The 17559-nt window shown below is 69.5% G+C and carries 17 protein-coding genes; 6 read left to right on the top strand and 11 right to left on the bottom strand.

Features of this window, described 5'->3' with window-relative positions; genetic code table 11:
• Positions 1-257: 257 nt before the first annotated feature.
• Entirely contained in the window at positions 258-701 is a 444-nt protein-coding gene (locus ACYVJ0_RS12415; RefSeq protein ID WP_460818119.1) for a GtrA family protein, read from the top strand.
• Between the two features lie 12 nt (positions 702-713).
• On the opposite strand, the gene ACYVJ0_RS12410 is transcribed toward ACYVJ0_RS12415, so the two are convergent.
• The gene (locus ACYVJ0_RS12410) at positions 714-2453 is read right to left on the bottom strand and encodes an LGFP repeat-containing protein (protein ID WP_460818118.1); all 1740 of its coding nucleotides are present in this window, start codon (positions 2451-2453) and stop codon (positions 714-716) included.
• A gap of 320 nt (positions 2454-2773) precedes the next feature.
• Here ACYVJ0_RS12410 and ACYVJ0_RS12405 point away from each other — a divergent pair, with 320 nt between their 5' ends.
• Entirely contained in the window at positions 2774-3862 is a 1089-nt protein-coding gene (locus tag ACYVJ0_RS12405; RefSeq protein ID WP_460818116.1) for a glycosyltransferase, read from the top strand.
• Here ACYVJ0_RS12405 and ACYVJ0_RS12400 read toward each other — a convergent pair.
• Complete coding sequence (locus tag ACYVJ0_RS12400) at positions 3837-4586, bottom strand: hypothetical protein (RefSeq protein WP_460818114.1); 750 nt, start codon at positions 4584-4586, stop codon at positions 3837-3839. The two genes, ACYVJ0_RS12405 and ACYVJ0_RS12400, sit on opposite strands and share 26 nt — an antisense overlap.
• A 62-nt stretch (positions 4587-4648) precedes the next feature.
• Here ACYVJ0_RS12400 and ACYVJ0_RS12395 point away from each other — a divergent pair, with 62 nt between their 5' ends.
• Positions 4649-5566, top strand: a complete 918-nt coding sequence (locus ACYVJ0_RS12395) for a glycosyltransferase family 2 protein (RefSeq protein WP_460818112.1) — start codon at positions 4649-4651, stop codon at positions 5564-5566.
• Positions 5567-5609: 43 nt separating this feature from the next.
• Here ACYVJ0_RS12395 and ACYVJ0_RS12390 read toward each other — a convergent pair whose 3' ends face one another.
• The 7 genes from ACYVJ0_RS12390 to ACYVJ0_RS12360 form a co-directional block, all read right to left on the bottom strand.
• Positions 5610-6371: an ABC transporter ATP-binding protein gene (locus tag ACYVJ0_RS12390; RefSeq protein ID WP_460818111.1), complete on the bottom strand. Its 762-nt coding sequence runs from the start codon at positions 6369-6371 to the stop codon at positions 5610-5612.
• Positions 6371-7234 (bottom strand): ABC transporter permease, encoded by an 864-nt coding sequence (locus ACYVJ0_RS12385; protein ID WP_460818109.1) that lies wholly within the window; start codon positions 7232-7234, stop codon positions 6371-6373. Before ACYVJ0_RS12385 ends, ACYVJ0_RS12390 begins: the two co-directional genes overlap by 1 nt.
• A gap of 95 nt (positions 7235-7329) precedes the next feature.
• Positions 7330-8412 carry a glycosyltransferase gene (locus ACYVJ0_RS12380; protein ID WP_460818108.1) on the bottom strand — a complete coding sequence of 361 codons (1083 nt, stop codon included), beginning with the start codon at positions 8410-8412 and terminating at the stop codon, positions 7330-7332.
• A gap of 62 nt (positions 8413-8474) precedes the next feature.
• Entirely contained in the window at positions 8475-9935 is a 1461-nt protein-coding gene (locus ACYVJ0_RS12375; protein ID WP_460818107.1) for an LCP family protein, read from the bottom strand.
• On the bottom strand, positions 9932-10411 hold the full coding sequence (gene purE / locus ACYVJ0_RS12370) for a 5-(carboxyamino)imidazole ribonucleotide mutase (RefSeq protein WP_460818120.1): 480 nt from the start codon (positions 10409-10411) through the stop codon (positions 9932-9934). The genes ACYVJ0_RS12375 and purE overlap by 4 nt, the downstream gene beginning before the upstream one ends.
• A 107-nt stretch (positions 10412-10518) precedes the next feature.
• Positions 10519-11151, bottom strand: a complete 633-nt coding sequence (locus ACYVJ0_RS12365; protein WP_460818105.1) for a DNA-directed RNA polymerase subunit beta — start codon at positions 11149-11151, stop codon at positions 10519-10521.
• 41 nt (positions 11152-11192) lie between these two features.
• Positions 11193-12296, bottom strand: a complete 1104-nt coding sequence (locus ACYVJ0_RS12360) for a mechanosensitive ion channel family protein (protein ID WP_460818104.1) — start codon at positions 12294-12296, stop codon at positions 11193-11195.
• Between the two features lie 247 nt (positions 12297-12543).
• Here ACYVJ0_RS12360 and ACYVJ0_RS12355 point away from each other — a divergent pair, with 247 nt between their 5' ends.
• The 3 genes from ACYVJ0_RS12355 to ACYVJ0_RS12345 are packed head-to-tail and all read left to right on the top strand — an operon-like array spanning position 12544 to position 15690.
• A complete protein-coding gene (locus ACYVJ0_RS12355; protein ID WP_460818102.1) occupies positions 12544-14193 on the top strand; it encodes an ATP-binding cassette domain-containing protein in 1650 nt (549 codons plus the stop codon).
• A 4-nt stretch (positions 14194-14197) separates the two neighbouring features.
• The gene (locus ACYVJ0_RS12350; RefSeq protein ID WP_460818101.1) at positions 14198-14842 is read left to right on the top strand and encodes a rhomboid family intramembrane serine protease; all 645 of its coding nucleotides are present in this window, start codon (positions 14198-14200) and stop codon (positions 14840-14842) included.
• The gene (locus tag ACYVJ0_RS12345) at positions 14839-15690 is read left to right on the top strand and encodes an endo alpha-1,4 polygalactosaminidase (RefSeq protein ID WP_460818099.1); all 852 of its coding nucleotides are present in this window, start codon (positions 14839-14841) and stop codon (positions 15688-15690) included. The genes ACYVJ0_RS12350 and ACYVJ0_RS12345 overlap by 4 nt, the downstream gene beginning before the upstream one ends.
• 83 nt (positions 15691-15773) lie before the next feature.
• Here ACYVJ0_RS12345 and ACYVJ0_RS12340 read toward each other — a convergent pair whose 3' ends face one another.
• Both ACYVJ0_RS12340 and ACYVJ0_RS12335 read right to left on the bottom strand, forming a co-directional pair.
• Entirely contained in the window at positions 15774-16382 is a 609-nt protein-coding gene (locus ACYVJ0_RS12340; RefSeq protein WP_460818097.1) for a GyrI-like domain-containing protein, read from the bottom strand.
• Positions 16383-16420: 38 nt separating this feature from the next.
• Positions 16421-17527, bottom strand: coding sequence for a YihY/virulence factor BrkB family protein (locus ACYVJ0_RS12335; RefSeq protein WP_460818096.1), 1107 nt, complete (start codon positions 17525-17527; stop codon positions 16421-16423).
• Between the last annotated feature and the right edge of the window lie 32 nt (positions 17528-17559).

Genomic DNA, 17559 nt, shown 5'->3' with positions numbered 1-17559 from the left:
CGATCCGAGCTGTTGTTGTCGTAGACGTAGATCACCATCTCCGGCACCGCAGCACGCAGATCAGCGATCACCTTCCCCACCGCGACCTCTTCGTTGTAACAGGGAACAATCGCAGCGATGACATCGGGCGTGGGCATGAAGGGGACGCGCACTTTCCTCAACGTAGAATCAGGGGCCTGGCTCGCGGGCGGTGCCCGGCAAAAGGCCGAGTCAGGCTAACACGGGGCTCCGGCCCACTCCCGGAAGGCACAGCAGCTATGACCCGACCCGCCGTCCGACAGCTCAAGCAGGCGGGCTCATTCCTCGTCATCGGTGGCGCGGCGTTTCTGGTCGACGCAGTCACGTACAACCTGCTCGTCTTCTGGGTCACCGGCGAGGGCCCCCTATTCCACCAGCCGATCGTCGCGAAGATCATCGCCATCGTGCTTGCGTCTGTTGTGACATATGTCGGAAACCGCTACTGGACCTTCAGCGACCGTCACCTACCGCGAAAGTGGTCCCGTTACGCGCTGTTCGTCGCCTTCAACGTGGTCGCCATCGGCTTGCAGCTGGGCTGTCTCGGTTTCTCCCGGTATGTGCTCGGGCTCGACAGCGTCCTGGCCGACAACATCTCGGGCACGCTGATCGGGCAAGCGCTCGCGACGGCGTTCCGGTACGTCACGTACGACCGGTTCGTCTTCCGAACTCACGCGAGCACGTAGCACTCGGCGAGATCACCGGAGACGGATGACAGCTCCCGTCGCGTGAGTGAACGTAATCTCGCCACCCTGGAACGTCTGCCGAGTGACACCATCCGATCCCACGAACTCGTCCGACGTCGGGTAGCCAAGCCGCCCGTGTTCCTTGTTCTGCGACGTCCAGGCGGAGAAGATCGCGCCCTTCAGCGCCCAGCTTCCTCCGCCGTTTCGCCAGTAGATCGCACCGCGCTGGAACTCCTGATAACAGGCATCTTCCTTCAACCCACAGCGTTCGTCTGATCTGGGGTAACCGAGATCCCCGTGCTCGAGCCCATGCCGCTTCCAGGCCGTGGCGATACCGCCCCAGGTGCCGCGTGCTCCTGTGGCATGCGTGAAGTGCATCTGCCCGTACTCGAAGTTCTGATAGCACCCGCCTCCGACGAGGCCGCAGACTTCATACCCCTTGGGGTAGCCCAACTTGCCGGACATGCGGTCGAGCTCACGCCACTTCGTGAGGATCGCCCCCCATACAGGCTGACCCGCCGTCGAGGGGCCCGACGCGATCACACCGCCCTGGAACGTCTGTTCACATCCGCCTCGCGCGAGCCCGCACTCCTGGTCGTTCGTCGGGTAACGGAGCTTCCCGTTCTCGAGGGAGTAGCGCTTCCAGACCTGTGCGATCTCACCCCACGTCGCGTGCGCGCCGGTGGGATGGGTGAAGTGAATCTGACCGTTCTCGAAGTTCTGGTAGCAGCCTCCGTCACGCAGGCCGCACGCCTCCGGGTGCTTGGGGGAGCCGAGAACGCTGTCAACCCCACCGATCGCCTGCCAGTGCTTACCGATCGCGCCCTTCACCTCCACACGGGTCGGGCCGAACCAGTCGGTGAAGTAGTTGTAGAAGTTCCGGTTGCCATACGACGAGCATCGGTCTCCCGTTCCCCATCCGGCCGCAAGAGCGGCAGCGTTGGGCTGGTAGGGGGTGTAGTTATAGAGAGCGGCGGTTGCCTTGTTCTCGATGTACACACGGCTCGTTCCGCAACCAGCGTCCGGGTGATAGTAGACATCGACGGTCTGGCCCGCGTTGTGTCGGAAGCCGCTCAGCGCCCCATACACCTTGAACTGCCGGGCGGCACTGTAGACCTGGTTGAAGAAGCCGTAGAAGCGCTCGTCGCACGGAGCGGTATCCGGGCAGGCATAGCCCATCGCGATCTTGTAGACATCCGGCCCCGGGTTCGAGCGCGTCACCAGGCTCTGCTCTTTCTGAAGCACGACGAGCAGCACCTGCGGATTGATCCCGCAAGCTTGCGCGACCTTTGCGATGATCGTCGCGGCGGTCTCGTTCGAGCTGCCGGAGTACGCGGCAGGACAGTAGTTGTCCGCCGCACGCGTCGGAGTGCTCTGGCGGTAGTCCTTAAGACAGACGTACCCTGACTGGCAGGGGTTGCCCTTGCTGTTGAGGAAGCTCTGGATCTGCGCCGCCGTCATCGCGCCACTGGCGAAGAAGACCGAATCCGAGATGATGTTGCCCGGATTCCAGCCAGCCAGCGAGAAGGTACGGAAGACAGAATCCGCGCCTTCCTCGAGGATCGCCTGGTCAGTTGTGGAGTCACGGCCCAGTAGGTCGATTTCCTCCTGAGTTAGCGGGGCCCGTTCACCGTCCTCCTCGACCTGAGGGGATGACGTGGGAGGGGTCTCCTCCTCCGCAGCCGGCGTGGACTCCGGCTGGGGCGCAGGCGTTGCGGAAGGCGCGGGGGTTGCGGCCGGCGCCTCGCTCACCGGGGCCCGTTCCGGTGAGGTGGGCGACGTCTCCGGCTCCGTCCCGCCGCCCCCGGGCGCGTCGTCCCCTGACGCCCCCGCTCCTCGATCCCCACTCGCCCCCGCGGTGGCTGCCGGTGTCGGTTGGGCACTCGGCGCAGGAGCCACCTCACCCCATGCGGCGGCGGGCATCAGCGATGTAAAGAGTCCGGCGACGACTGCGAGCGCGAGAAGAGGTCGGAGCGCGCTCTGCCGCAAAGGCGTACGGTGCATGAAACCAGTGTGACAGAAGAGAACAGACGTGCCCTGGCGAAGGACCGCGCGGCGCCTATGATCAAAGGGTGCAGTCCGGGCCCCGGGTGCTCGTCTTCCCGGCATACGACGAGAACCCTTATCTCAATCTCATGCAGCTCGTCGCCCGCACCCGAGCCTACCGCTTCGTCGATGCTCACACGTTCGAGGAGCTCCTCTCGGGGATCGAGCTACTCGCCCGCGGCGAGACCGTGCACCTGCATTGGACGACTCCGATCGCGCAGCAGGCGCCGACAAGGGACCTCGCTGCGGCGCGTCTCACCACTCTCGGGGCCGCGCTGGACGCCGCACGACGTCGCGGCGTCCGGTTGGTGTGGACGGTCCACAATCGCCTGCCTCACGAGCTGCCGTATCCGGACATCGAGCGATCGCTGTACCAACAGCTGTCGGACCGCGCCGACATCGTTCACGTGATGGCGCCGGCGACAGCTGACATCCTCTCCGACATCGTGCGGCTCGAGCCTTCGCATGTGCGAATGATCCCGCACCCGAGCTATGAGGGCATATACGACAGCGGCGCCATGTCGCGGGCTCTCGCTCGAGAGTCATTCAACCTGGACGACGAACGAGCCGTCCTGTTCCTGGGCCAGATCCGCCCATACAAGGGCGTGCGACACCTCGTGGAGGCGGTCACGCGCGCGAGCGATCGACCGGACGCGCCTGATATCGCACTCCTCCTGGCAGGAACGGTGAAGGAGATGTCGCGAACCGCTTTCGAGAGTTCGCTCCCGTCACGGCCACGCACCATTGCGCATCTTGAGTTCGTGCCGGATAGCGAGGTCGAACGCTGGTTCCTGGCCACGGACGTCGCGGTTTTCCCTTACCGCGCCATCCTCAACTCCGGAAGCGTTCATCTCGCGGCGTCGTTTCGGGTGCCTGTCATCCTGCCCGACGAGCCCCACCTTCGCCAGCAGTTCCGCGACCAGGAATGGGTGCGCTACTTCGATCCCAGTCGACCGTCAGATTCGATCGCCGATCTGCTGGCGCAGCCCGATCTCTTTGCTGGCGTCAGCGAAGCGGACTTCGAAGCGTATCTGGAACCGGTCACGCCGTGGCGGGTGTCACGTGCCTACGCCGCGCTTCTCGATGAGCTCAGCGGCGGATCGCGATCCGCGTGATTCGATCGCGGAACATCCAAAACGCTCGCCGCGGCGCACGGATCAGGACATGACGCCGAGTGCGCGCGGCGCCCGCACCGCGTACTCCGTTCGGCGGTCGGAAAACGCGCGTAATCTCGGGCAGCACATCAATGCCCCCAGCGCGTCGCAGCGCAAGAGCGCCGAGTCTCGTACCGTCAGGGTCTGACGTCGCCCCGATCTCCGACGCTGCACGCTCCCACAAAGAGCGCCTCATGAGCCCGCGTGCGCTTCCCGTCGCCTCTGCGACCGCGGCTCTCCTCCGGGCCCTCAACGCGACCGCACCCTCGCGAAAAGCACGCACCTCGCCGTTCGGCTCGTGCGTCCGTCCCGGATGGAAGATGACGCAGTCGCCGAGTGCGACCTCTGACCTGCTCTTCGCGAGGCTGTCCACGAGTGCACGCAGACTGCCCGCGGGCACGAGTTCGTCCGCGCCGACGACGCAGACGAACTCGCCGTCGACGTGCTCGCGCACAGAGGCAACCGGCGCGTCACCCGGCACGTCGATGCAACGCATCCGCGCATCTCCCCCCGCACGTCGTTCAAGGCTGTCTCGAAGCTCCCTCGCCGTGGGCATGAGCGCAAGAATGACTTGCAGATCCAGCTCAGACTCGTCCAGGACGGAGTCGAGAGCCTGAGCAGCCCAGGGGGCGTGGAAACCTGCGACGGGCATGACCACGGTGAGGCGAGCGCGGTGCCGCTGCATGCCACACTCCTTCGCGATCCTGCGGCTCCGGGTGAGCCCCGCATTCAGAATAAGCTAGCGGGATGAGCAACCCTCAGGTCGCCGTCGTGATACGCACCAAGGATCGGCCGCGCTTTCTGACGCGCGCTCTCAAGAGCATCACCGGGCAGACGTTCACCGATTGGGAGTGCGTCATCGTCAACGACGGGGGCGATGCCGACGCGGTGGACGCGCTCGTCGCGGACCTGCCGGAGGAGTATCGTGCTCAAGTCCGAGCCCTTCATTCGCGCACGTCCAGGGGTCGCTGGGTGAGCGCCAATGCCGGCGTGCTCGCCACGTCCGCTCCCCTCCTCGTCCTGCATGATGACGACGACTCCTGGCACCCAGAGTTCCTCGAACGCGCCAACGCCTACCTCACCGCAAACCCGGATCGAGGCGGCGTCGTGTCCCGCATCCGGATTCTGTGGGAAGAGCTCCAGGGCGAAGAGTACGTGACGGTCCGTGACGAGGTGTTTCAGGAGCACCTGACGGCTCCGACGCTCGGCGACACGATGCTGTTCAATCGCTTCGTGCCGATCGGTTTCGTGTATCGCCGCGCTCTCCACGAGGAACTGGGTCTCTACGACGAGCGACTGCCGGTGGTGGGCGATTGGAACTTCAACCTCAAGGTGCTGGCCCGCGGTCCCCTCGAGTATCTCGCGGACGAGCCGTACGCGTACTGGCATCAGCGCACCGGCGACGGCGGAGCCGCGGGAAACAGCGTGATCGAATCGCGCGGAGAACACGCGAAGTACGACGCGCTTCTGCGTGATGAGGCATTGCGCGCATACGTGCGGGAGCAGGGACCAGGACTCGCGCTCTATCTCACGAAGTTCATCGACCAGCGCTTTGTCGACGTCGAGAACGGTATTCGCGCCGAGGTGCGAGACAACCTCCGCACGCTCACCCTGCCCCAACGCGCATATCGCAAGCTACGTCGGGCGATAAGCCGCCAGCGCTGACCACCCACCGGTGGACGTTCGCCTCGCCGAAGGCGAAGAGAACTCAGTGCGGCGTGGTCCGGATCACCTGCACGGCTTCTTCGATGTCGCCGTCGAAGAGCACCTTGTGGTCGTGGATCACGATCCCCCGCGAGCACAGCCGCTGCACGGTGGACATGTCGTGGCTGACGACGAGCATCGTCACCCCCTGGGTGACCAGTTCCTCGATCTTCTGGTAGCACTTCTCGCGGAAGGGCGCGTCACCCACCGAGAGCACCTCGTCGACGAGCAGCACATCGAGATCGACGTGGATGGCCACGGCGAACGCCAGGCGCATGAACATCCCGGACGAATAGTGCTTCACCTCGGTGTCGATGAAGTCACCGATCTCGCTGAAGGCGACGATGTCGTCGAAGCGCTCGTCGATCTGCTTCGCCGACATCCCGAGGATCGCGGCGTTGAGGTACACGTTTTCACGTCCGGAAAGTTCGGGGTGAAAGCCAGCACCGACCTCGATGAGGCCAGCGACCCTGCCACGAGTGAATACCCGCCCGGCATCGGGCTCCAGCACTCCCGAGACCATTTTCAACGTCGTGGACTTGCCGGATCCGTTGAATCCGAGCACGGCGACGGATTCCCCTTCGCCGATCTGGAAGCTCACGTCGTCGAGCGCCTTGAAGACGTCGGCGCGCACCTTCTTGCCCTTGATCCACGACACGAAAGCCTCCTTGAAGGAGTGCGTGTTCCGCTTCAGGAACTGCTTCGTGACGTGGTCGACGATGATCGACGGCTTGGTCTCGGTGGTGGCGACAATGGTGCTGGACATCACAGATCCTGGGCGAAGGTGCGCTCAAAGCGACGGAAGGTGGCTTGGCCGACGATGAGGAAGACGGTGCAGATTGCGATCGACGCGAGAATGTACAGCCGGAAGTGCGGCGCGAACCCGTGCCAGGCGTCCCCGGCCGTCGGCGCCCAGAATCCGTAGTGGAACAGCTCGACTGCGATAGTGATCGGATTGACCATATAGAGGTACAGCACCCATTCCGGCAGTCGCTCCGCGACGAACGTCCACGTATACAGCACCGGCGAGAACCACGTGCTGAGCATGCGCAGGATCTCCACGAAGTTCTGTGCGTCACGGAATCGCACGTTGAGGCCGGCGAAGAAGAGTCCCAGACCCAGCGCCGCCGCCGCGAGGATCAGCACGCCGAGCAGGATCGCGCCGATGCCGGCGAAGGTCGGGATCCAGCCGTACAGCAGCACGACGACCAGCAGAATTACAAGCTGCGGCAAGAAATGAACGAATGCGACGATGACCGCAGAGATCGGGAAGAGCTCCCTCGGCAGATAGATCTTCTTCACCAGGGCGCGGTTGTCCACGATCGCCGTCGTGGCGTTGCCGAACGCTTCGTTGAAGAATGTCACGGCGACGAAACCCGCGAACAGATACGCCGGGAAGTTCTCGACACCGCGGTTCATGCCGAAGATGAAGCCCATCACGAGCCAGTAGACGAGGAACTGGACCAGCGGCTTCACATACGACCAGGTCCATCCCAACGCCGAGTTGCGGTAGCGCGTCGCGGTTCCCTTGCGCACGAGCAGCCTCAGCAGATACCGCCAGCGGACGACATCGAGCAGACCGCGCCCGCGACCGGGCACGTCATAATCGCTCAGATCAACGGTTGTCACTCGGGTTGCGCCCCATATCGACTCGGGAAAAGGCCACAGGCGATCGTACCGCTCGGATTCTGGGTGCCCGCTTCGACGCCCCGCGGGAGCGCGCGTCACAGATCCGCGTGCAGCTGCCACACCTTCTCGGCCGCGCCCGCCCAGCTGAACGCACGTGCCCGGTCCCTGCCGAGCACCGACAGCCGCCGGCCGCCGCCGTCGATCACCGTGCGCAGCGCCTCGGCCAGATGGTCGGCGGGGACGAAGAGACCGCCGTCGTAGATCACCTCGCGGTGCACGGCCGAGTCCACGGCGACGAGCGGGGTGCCCAGCGCCATCGCCTCGGTGGCGCGCCACGGCCAGGCGCTGCGCGTCGCGGGGGCGAGGAAGGCCCGCGCTCCCCCGATCACCGCGGCGCGGTCACCCCGGTCCAGGTGCCCGCGCGCGTGCACCCGCCGCTCGGGTAGGCCGGCCGCCGAGGCGAGGTCGGCGACGGCCGGCTCGGCCCCCTCGGGCACGCCGATGACGACCACGTCCAGATCGGTGGCCGCGACGGCCCGCATCGCCGCGGCGAGGCCCTCGGAGTCGCCGATCCCGCCCGATGTCGCCACGTACTCGGCGGGGAGCCGCAGGTCGCGCCGGCGGGCGTCGGCGTCGCTGGGCTCGGCGAAGCCGTCGAGCACCGCACCCGGGATCACGCGGATCCGCTCGCCGAGGTCCACCCATTCCGACAGCCTCTCGGCGATCGCGTGCGTGGGGACGACGATGGCGTCGGCGTGCCGCATCGCCCGGCGCAGCATGGCGCGCTGCCAGTCCGCCTCGGCGCGCGGCAGCTCGGACGGCGCCTCCCACGCCGCGAGATCCCACACGGTCACCACGGTCTGGTCGCCCTCGTTCACGCGGTCGTGCCGCACGAGCGGGGCCATCAGCGTGGGCGAGTGGATGAGGCCGCCGCCCACGCCCGATGCCACGCCGAAGCGCCAGGCCGCCGCCAGCCGGCCGCGATTCAGGCGCAGCCGCTGCTCGTGGCTCAGACCCGCGATGCCGATGGGCTCCCCCGCGGGGACGATCGCCTCGACCCGGCAGCCGAGCGGCGCGGCGGCGACGAGCGCCCTGGCGAGCTCGCGGGACGCCGTCGCCAGGTCGTCGCCGGTCGGCGAGACGAGCTGATCCAGGACGACGCGCAGACTCACGGACATGTCATGAGCGTACTGTCGTGCTCTCGGATCCTCCTGAGCGCGCGCCTGCGCGGCGCGGGCCGCTACGGCTCGGGGGTAGGCGTCGGCGTGGGCGGATAGAGCGCGGCGTGCACCATCTCCCGGATCTGCCCGTAGTCCGGCTGCTCGGGATCCACCCCGTTCGCGGGCGTCAGCTCGATCGACGCGAACGGCTGCGACCGCGCCTTCGTGCCGAGTTCGATGAACGCGCCCGTCATGCTCTGCGGGATGTCCGTCTGCACGAGGGCGTCGCCGGCGTTGAGGATGTCCTGGAAGCGGGTCAGCACGGTCTCGGGCGTGAACTGGTCGAGGATCGCCTGCTGCAGCTGGCGCTGGCGCTCCATGCGGTCCCAGTCGTTGGTCGTGTAGCGGGAGCGCGCGTACCACTGGGCGGTGTCGCCGTCCATGTGCTGTTGCCCCGGCTCGATCCATCCGATGGCCCACTCGTCCGCCGGCTGGCCCTCGTAGGTCGGGCCCCCGCCCTTGGGCAGGCGCTCGGTCACCTCGATGTCGACGCCGCCGAGCGCGTCGATCAGCCGCGCGAATCCGTTCATGTCGATGAACACATGGAACTGGATCTGGATGCCCAGGATGCCCTCGGCCGCGTCCTTCGTCGCCTCGATCGCTGGGCTGGAGTAGTTCGGGTCGAGGCCCGGGTAGAGGCCCTCGCCGCGGTCCTCGCTGCAGTACTCGACGGCGTTCGTGAGGTTGTTGATGTGGTTGTTCCAGCCGCAGGCGGGGTCGTACCTGCCCTCGAAGCCATCCGGGTACAGCTCGCGCATCGGGCTGTCCTCGGAGAACGGCACGTTCGGCATGTCGCGCGGGATGCCCGTGATCGTCACGGCACCGGTGTCGGCATTGATCGACACAACCGAGATGCTGTCGAACCGCATCGAGTCGCGGCCCTCGCCCGAGTCGGCGCCGAGCAGCAGGATGTTGTAGTACCCGTCGACGGGCGCCACGGGAAAGCCGGTGGGCAGGATGCTGCCGAGGTTGGCGCCCGAGAACAGGCGCGGCGCGGCGAACGCGACGCCGCCGCCGGTGACGACCATGAGCACGACCGAGAGCAGCGCGATGAGGAACCGCGAGGGGTTTGAGGTCTTCACGAGGCGCACGAGCCGCAGGGTGTCGATCCCGAGCACGATCCAGAGCACGCCGTACGCGACGACGAGCGCCCCGGCGAGGATCATCGAGATCGGGAAGAGCGCGATCGTGATCGTGCCGGCCGGCCACAGCAGCATGCCGAGGATCAGGACCACGGCGAGCGTCCACAGCAGCAACGTGGTGCCGAGGGCGAACCGGCCGAGGCGGCGATTGCCTGCGAGCACCTGGGCCGATCCGGGGATGAGCCATCCGAGGATCACGAGCCACCATCCGCGCCGCGTCATCACCCGCGGCGACGCCGAATCGGGGTACCGCAGGGGCCGGCCGTTGAGCACACCGGCCGAGCGCGACGTCAGGGTGGGGGCGGACGCGCGGGAGCGCGCCGGGCTCGCGACGCTCACTCGGCGTCCCTCAGCGATGCCTTGAGGCGGTCGTTCTTCTCGCCCACCTGTGCCTCCAGTTCGCGCGCGTACGCCTCGACCCGGTCGCCGATCGCGGCGTCGGAGGCGCCGAGGATGCGCGCGGCGAGCAGGCCGGCGTTGCGCGCGCCGTTGATCGACACGGTCGCGACCGGGATGCCCGCGGGCATCTGCACGATCGAGAGCAGCGAGTCCAGGCCCTCGAGCGTCTTCAGCTGCACGGGCACGCCGATGACCGGCAGCGCCGTGAGCGAGGCGAGCATGCCGGGCAGGTGCGCCGCTCCCCCGGCTCCCGCGATGATCGCGCGCAGCCCGCGGCCGCGCGCCTGGCGCCCGTACGCCATGAGCTTGTCGGGGGTGCGGTGCGCCGAGACGACCTCCACCTCGTGCGCGATGCCGAACTCCGTCAGCGCCTGCGAGGCATCGGCCATCACGCGCCAGTCGGAGTCGGAGCCCATGACGACGCCGACGAGGGGGTTCTCGGAGGAGTGCAGCACGCGTAAAGGCTAGGCGAGCACCCTGGAAACCCCCGCATGCGACCCGCGCAACCCGCGGCGCAATCAGATCAGAAAAGATCCTCCCGGCGCCACAGGCGCGCGGCCGTCGTGAGGTCGCCCGCGTAGGTCGACAGGCGCAGGGCGCGCGACGTGAGGGCGCTGGCGCGCTCCGGCTCGCTGGGCTCGTAGTCGTCGGCGAGGTGCGTGGCACCCGAGGCCTGCACGCGGCAGAAGGCGGCCGCCCGCTCGAGCGCTCCGGCGAAGTCGCCCGTGAACGCGCCGCGCAGGATCGTGTCGATGAGCGCCACGAGCTCGGCGGGGCCCGCCGGCATGGGAGCGCCCGCCACCACCGCGTCCGCGGAGGCGAGCTCGGTGCGCCCGCGCTCGTAAATCAGCGACGCCGTCTGGGGATCGTCGTGGATCGACAGCTGCAGCAGGTACAGCCGCCACAGCGATCCGGGCAGGGTGCGCGCGGGCGAGCGCGACCACAGCTCCGCGATGTCGTCGATGCCGTGGCGGTCGGTGAACGAGATGAGCCGATCGATGACGCGATCGTCGGCCTCGTGCCGCACGCGCGCGAGCAGCGCCTGCGCGGTGGAGTGCGCCGCGCGCGAGACCTCGGCCGGGTCCTCGGCGGCGAACAGCCGGTCGAACGTCTCCGACGGCCGCTTCACCGGCTTGTGGAACTCGTCGCTGCTCATCCATCCAGGCTACGACCGGCGGGCGCCCCGCGGGGCCGCGTTCACGCGTCGGCGCCGCGCTCGTCGCCCCAGCCCGCCACGAGCGAGCGCCGCCGGGGCAGCTCGTCCGGGCGCTGCGTGGCGATGAACGACACGAGCTTCTCGCGCACGTGGCACCGCAGGTTCCACAGGTCGTCGGCGTTCGCGGCCGTCATCGTCGCGCGCAGCTGCGCGACCCCGCCCACCGCGTCCGACATGATGAGCGCCGCGCTGCGGCGATCCCACTCCGGGGCGGCGTCGAGGATGAGCATGAGCTCGGCGCGCACGGCGTCGACGTCGACCGTGTAGTCGGCCTCGACGAACACCGTGCCGGTGAGGGCGGTCTGGTTGCGCGTCCAGTTCGTGTAGGGCGTGGTCGTGAAGTAGGTCGAGGGCAGCACGAGGCGCCGGTCGTCCCAGATCTGCACGACGACGTACGTCAGCGTGATCTCCTCGACCGTGCCGAACTCGCCGCCCACCTCGACCGTGTCGCCCACCTTGAGCGCGTTCGAGAACGCCAGCTGCATGCCGGCGATGAGGTTGCCGAGCGTCGACTGGGCGGCGAGGCCCGCGACGATCGACGCGACGCCGGCCGAGGCGAGCAGCGACGCCCCGAACGTCTCCGCTCCCGGGATCGTCAGCAGCATGGCCGCGACGGTGAGCACGGCGACGACGGCGATGACGAGGCGGCGGATCATCCGGATCTGCGTGCGCCGGCGCCGCGCGGTGAACTCGTCCACCACGACGTTGTCCTGCCGCACCATGGCCCCGTCGACGAGGAAGATGAGCACCTTCGCGATGATCCAGCCGACGACGCCGATCACGCACAGCCGCAGCCCGTACTCCACCCCGCCGGCGAGCGCCTCGAGGTCCTGGGGGATGAAGCGCGGCACCGTCGCCCACAGGCCGAGGACCGCGACGATCCAGAACAGCGGCCGGGTGAAGCGGGCGCGCAGCTCGACGAACACGCGATGCCGGCGCTCGAGCGCGGCCGTCACGCGGCTGAAGACGAAGGCGAGGATGAGCGCGAGCGCGATCGATCCGGCCACCGCGATGCCCACCGCCAGCCAGGACGTCCACGGGTTGGCCGCCACGGTGTCCACGACGTCGTCGAGTTCAGCGTCCATGCCCCCACGGTAACCGCGGCGCCGCCCGCGCTGTCCAGGCGCCGCCCAGGCACCTCGGGCCGGCGCTCAGCCGCGTGGTGCGATCATGGAGGCATGAGGTACACAGGCATCGCGTCGATGAGGATCCGCACCGCCCGCTGACGGCGGCGCCCTCCCACGACCTGCTCCGCCGTCCCGGCATCTGCCGGGCGGTGATCGTCATGCCCCTGGACGACCCTCCCGGCTCCCTGCGAGCGACGGAGAAACCTTGTCCCCTCTTCACCCCGGATCCTCCGGGTCCTTCGAATCCCTTCCCCTCCCCGCCGGCGAGACGGCGCAGATCGTCGTCTCCGGCATCACCCTGATCCGCGGCGGCGACCGCATCCTGGACCAGGCCTCGTTCACCGTGTCGGCACGTTCGCGACTCGCGATCGTCGGCGAGAACGGCCGCGGCAAGACGAGCCTGCTGCACGTGTGCGCCGGCCTGCTCACGCCCGATGCCGGCACGGTGACGCGCGTCGGCACGATCGGGCTCGCCGAGCAGGAGCTCGATGCGGCCGGCGGCGCGACCATCGGCGACATCGTCGATGAGGCGCTGCGCGGCGCCCGCGCGGCACTGCAGGCCCTCGACGCCGCGACGTCGGCTCTCGCCGACGGCGACGACGGAGCGGACGATCGGTACGCCCGCGCGTTGGACGCGGCGATCCGATTCGACGCGTGGGACGCCGACCGCAGGGTCGACGTCGCGCTCGAGTCGCTGAGCGCGTGCACCGACCGGTCGCGCCCCCTCGCTTCGCTCTCGGTCGGCCAGCGGTATCGCGTGCGCCTGGCCTGCCTCCTCGGCGCCGAGCACGATCTGCTGCTGCTGGACGAGCCCACCAACCACCTCGACGCCGACGGGCTCGCCTTCCTCACCGATCGCATCCGCGCCCACCGCGGCGGCGTCGTCCTGGTCAGCCACGACCGGGCGCTGCTGCGCGACACGGCGGCGGAGTTCCTCGACCTCGACCCCAGCCGCGACGGCCGCCCCCGACTGTACGGCGGCGGCTACGACGGGTGGACGGAGGGCCGTCGTCGCGAGCGCGAGCGCTGGGAGCAGGAGCACGCCGACCAGCGGCGGGAGCACGCGCGGCTCGAGGACGCGGTGCGGACGGCCCAGGATCGTCTCGAAACCGGATGGCGCCCACCCAAGGGCACCGGGAAGCACCAGCGCCAGTCCCACGCGCCCGGGGTGGTGCAGGCTCTTCGCCGCGATCAGGAGGCCCTCGAGCGCCATCGGGTCACGGTGCCGCCTCCGCCCGCGGTGCTCGCCTTCCCCGAGCTGCGACCCCGCGCGGGTGTGCTCCTGCGCGCCGCGGACGTCCGCGTCCCGGAACGTCTGGAGCGAGCCGTCGATCTCGAGCTCTCGGCACGCGACCGCGTGCTCGTCGTGGGCCCGAACGGCGCCGGCAAGTCGACGCTCCTCGGCGCGCTGGCGGGCACGATCCCCGCGGACGGCGCGATCAGGAGGACGGGCAGGATCGCCCTCGTCGCGCAGGAGACGTCCCTGCCGGACGAATCCCTGACCGCTCGCGAGGCATATGAACGGCACGTCGGGCGGCTGCTGTCGACCCGCACGATCGCCGAGCGCGACGCCATCGCACTCGGATCGCTGGGGCTGCTTCCGCGCGAGGCACTGCGCACCCCGGTGACGCGCCTGTCGCAGGGGCAGCGACGGCGCCTGGAGCTCGCGCTGCGGCTCGCGGAGCGCCCGGACGTGCTGCTGCTGGACGAGCCGACCAACCATCTCTCGATCGCCCTGGTCGACGAGCTCACCACGGCGCTCCGCGCGACCCCGGCCGCCGTGGTCGTCGCCACGCACGATCGGCAACTCCTGCGAGATCTCGGCGATTGGCCGCGGATCGAGGTGCGACGATGAACGCATGACGACGCCCCCGGCCCCCGCCCGCCGCGGCGGCGGCCCGCTCGCCCGCGTGGCCCAGCCGCTGATCCTGCTCGCCGCGATGTGGGTCATCCGGTGGCTCGACGCCGTGCTGCCCGGCAGCTGGAACGCCGAGTACGGCATCGAGTCGTGGGCGCTCGACGGGCTCGACGGCGTGCTGCTCTCCCCCGGGCTGCACGCCGACGCGGCGCACCTCGCGTCGAACTCGGTGCCGTTCGCGATCCTCGGCCTGCTCGTCGCGCTCGACGGCGTCGGGCGGTTCTGGGGCGTCACCGCGATCGTCGCCGTCGTCGGCGGGCTCGGCACGTGGATCGTCAACGCGCCCGGCACCCTCACGGTGGGCGCCTCCGGCCTCGTGTTCGGGTACTTCGGCTACCTGCTCGTGCGGGCGTTCGTGGCGCGCTCGCTCGGCCACGGCATCCTCTACGCCCTCATCGCCCTGGCCGTCGCGGCGCTCTACGGCGGCACGATGCTCGCGGGCATCTTCGGCGCGGCGCAGGGCATCTCGTGGCAGGCGCACCTGTTCGGAGCCGTCGGCGGCGGCGTCGCCGCCATCGCCACGCGACCGCGGCGCACGCCCACGCCCACGCCCACGCCCACGCCCACGCCCACGCCGGCATCATGACGCCCGTTCGCCCGCCGGCAGCTCCCGCCGCGCGTCGCCGCCGCGCCGTCGCCCTGCTCGCGGCGGCGATGCTCGTCGGGCTCCTCGCGGGGTGCGCCGCCTCCGCCGGGGGCGACGGCCCCGCGCTGCCCCCGACCTCCGGCGCGTTCGACTACCAGCTGGGCGGCACGGACGACGCGCTGCCCGACGGCTCGCCGATCGACGTCGTCGTCCGCGACGCCACGGCCGCGCCCCTCGCCGGCGCCTACAGCGTCTGCTACGTCAACGGGTTCCAGACCCAGCCGGGCGCGTCGTGGGACGAGTCGCTCCTGCTGCACGACGACGCCGGCCACGCCGTCGCCGATCCGGAGTGGCCGGACGAGCGCGTGCTCGATCCCTCGACGGCAGCGCAGCGCGCGGGCATCCTCGAGGAGATCCTCTCCGTCATCGAGGGGTGCGCCGCGGCGGGCTTCGACGCGGTGGAGATCGACAACCTCGACACGTGGACGCGGTTCCCCGGCGTCGATCGCGACGGCACGCTGCGACTGGCCGCGGCGTATGCCGACGCGGCGCACGAGCGCGGCCTCGCGATCGCGCAGAAGAACGCCGCCGAGGCGGCCGGCGAGGCGCGGGAGATCGGCTTCGACTTCGCGGTGGTCGAGGAGTGCGGCGCCTACGCCGAGTGCGACACCTACGCCGCGGTGTACGGCCCGCACGTGCTGCAGATCGAGTACCCCGACGCGCTCGGCGAGGCGGGGCTGACCTTCGCCGACGTGTGCGCGCTGCCCGACCGCGCGCCGCTCACGATCCTCCGCGACCGCGGGCTCGTCGGGCAGCACGCCCCCGGGCACCGCTACGAGGCCTGCTGACGCCGCCTGGACGCGCGCGCCGCGGCCGCCGGCCCGTCCGATCTCGGTCGCGTTCGGCGGGATGCCGGCGGTCCGCGCCGCCCTCAGCCGACCGGCTGGCGGAGGATCGTGCGCAGGCGCTCGGGCGCGGTGCGGCGCGGGTCGCTCAGGTAGATCTCGTGGTGGCGGCCCGTCATGCGCAGCGCGAGCCCCGGGATGACCTCGTCGTGCAGCCGCGCGAGCACCGGGGCCTCGTCGTCGAAGGAGCCGACATGGAGCGTCTGCACGCAGCGCCCCTCCTCGAGCCCCTGCACCCGCAGCTCGTCGAGCCGCGGCGGGCGCTTCGCCGCCGCTCGCGCGATCGCCGCGTCGACCGCCGCGTCGTCGATCCAGTCCGGCAGCAGGAGCAGCATCGTCCAGTGCCAGCGGGACTTGTCTCGCGCCGTCGTGAACGACGCCATGTCGTCGGCCCACCACAGGCCCTCCAGCGGCGGCACGACGTAGTCGCGCCCGGCCGCCTTGCTCGCGAACTTCGCCGCGTACGCCACGGGATAGAGGGTCTCGAGCGCCTCCCGGTACCGCAGCGAGGTATTGGGATCACCGGATCCGTCGATCGCGAGATACTGCATCGCCGGCACGTCGACGACGCGGAAATCGCCGCGGCGGGCGCGATAGGAGTCGAGCGTCTTCGCGAGATCGACCTTGGCCGCCATGCGCCCATCGTGCCACCGCGCCGGCGGGGCGGGGATCGCTATCGGCGCACGTCGTCGCCGCGGCCTTCGCCATCGTCGCTGCCCTCGCCGTCGGGGCCGTGCTCGATCCGGATCCGCCGCCCGGCCTCGACGTCCTTGCGCTCGGCCTCCTGCGCCTTGTCGATCTTGCGCGTGTCGCGCGGCGGCAGCTGGATCCGCTCCTCCGCCGCCGTGCCCGCCTGCAGCTCGCGCCCGCGCTCCAGCTCGGCGTCGAACTCCGCGCCGAACAGCAGCGCGATGTTCGTGATCCACAGCCACAGCAGGAAGATGATCACGCCGGCGAACGAGCCGTAGGTGCGCTCGTAGTTGGAGAAGTTCGCCACGTAGATGCCGAACCCGACCGACGCGATCGCGAGCACGACGATCGCGATGACGGCGCCGGCGCTGATCCAGCGGAACCGCGGCTGCTTCGCGTTGGGCGTGAAGTAGTAGAGCACCGCCACCATCAGCACGACGATGAACGCGAGCACGGGCCACTTCGCGATCTGCCAGACCGTGACCCCGACCTCGCCGATGCCGATCGCCTCGCCGACGGCCTGGGCGATCGGCCCCGACACCACGAGCAGCAGGCCCGCGACGACGACGAGCAGGATCGCGATGAGGGTGACCATGAGCTGGGTCGGCTTGAGCTTCCAGAAGGGGCGCCCCTCCTCGATCTCGTAGATCCGGTTCATGGCGCGCGTGAACGCGCCGACGTAGCCGGACGCCGACCAGACGGCGAGGACGACACCGCTGATGAGCGCGAACCCGGCCGCCGGCGATGTCGCGATCTCCTCGATCGGGCCGCGCAGCGTCTCGACCGTGTCGCCGGGCGCGACGGACGCGACGATGCCGAGCAGCGCGTCGGCGGCCTGCTGGCCCTGGCCGATCACGCCGAGCAGCGAGAACACCGCCATGAGGGCGGGGAACAGCGCGAGGGTCGCGTAGTACGTCAGGCTCGCGGCCAGGTCCATGCACTGATCGGTGGAGAACTCGCGCACCGACTTGCGGAGCACGTACATCCACGACGGCTTGGTGATCTCGGCCAGCGAATCGGGCTTGTCGGGATGCTCCGGGCTCGGCGCGTCCGTCCGGGCGCGCTCGCGCGAGGCGGTCGATCGGGCCATGTTCGCTCCTTGGGTGTGAGAGGGGGCGGCCG

It is taken from the genome of Microbacterium petrolearium, assembly GCF_054782875.1.
This window is presented reverse-complemented; position numbering and strand designations above follow the sequence as displayed.

Excerpts from the sequence above, each read along its gene's own strand:
- ACYVJ0_RS12415 (WP_460818119.1), top strand. The coding sequence starts at position 258 with ATGACCCGACCCGCCGTCCGACAGCTCAAGCAGGCGGGCTCATTCCTC.
- ACYVJ0_RS12400 (WP_460818114.1), bottom strand. The coding sequence starts at position 4,586 with ATGCAGCGGCACCGCGCTCGCCTCACCGTGGTCATGCCCGTCGCAGGT.
- ACYVJ0_RS12395 (WP_460818112.1), top strand. The coding sequence starts at position 4,649 with ATGAGCAACCCTCAGGTCGCCGTCGTGATACGCACCAAGGATCGGCCG.
- ACYVJ0_RS12390 (WP_460818111.1), bottom strand. The coding sequence starts at position 6,371 with ATGTCCAGCACCATTGTCGCCACCACCGAGACCAAGCCGTCGATCATC.
- ACYVJ0_RS12380 (WP_460818108.1), bottom strand. The coding sequence starts at position 8,412 with ATGTCCGTGAGTCTGCGCGTCGTCCTGGATCAGCTCGTCTCGCCGACC.
- purE (WP_460818120.1), bottom strand. The coding sequence starts at position 10,411 with ATGGGCTCCGACTCCGACTGGCGCGTGATGGCCGATGCCTCGCAGGCG.
- ACYVJ0_RS12365 (WP_460818105.1), bottom strand. The coding sequence starts at position 11,151 with ATGAGCAGCGACGAGTTCCACAAGCCGGTGAAGCGGCCGTCGGAGACG.
- ACYVJ0_RS12360 (WP_460818104.1), bottom strand. The coding sequence starts at position 12,296 with ATGGACGCTGAACTCGACGACGTCGTGGACACCGTGGCGGCCAACCCG.
- ACYVJ0_RS12350 (WP_460818101.1), top strand. The coding sequence starts at position 14,198 with ATGACGACGCCCCCGGCCCCCGCCCGCCGCGGCGGCGGCCCGCTCGCC.
- ACYVJ0_RS12345 (WP_460818099.1), top strand. The coding sequence starts at position 14,839 with ATGACGCCCGTTCGCCCGCCGGCAGCTCCCGCCGCGCGTCGCCGCCGC.
- ACYVJ0_RS12340 (WP_460818097.1), bottom strand. The coding sequence starts at position 16,382 with ATGGCGGCCAAGGTCGATCTCGCGAAGACGCTCGACTCCTATCGCGCC.
- ACYVJ0_RS12335 (WP_460818096.1), bottom strand. The coding sequence starts at position 17,527 with ATGGCCCGATCGACCGCCTCGCGCGAGCGCGCCCGGACGGACGCGCCG.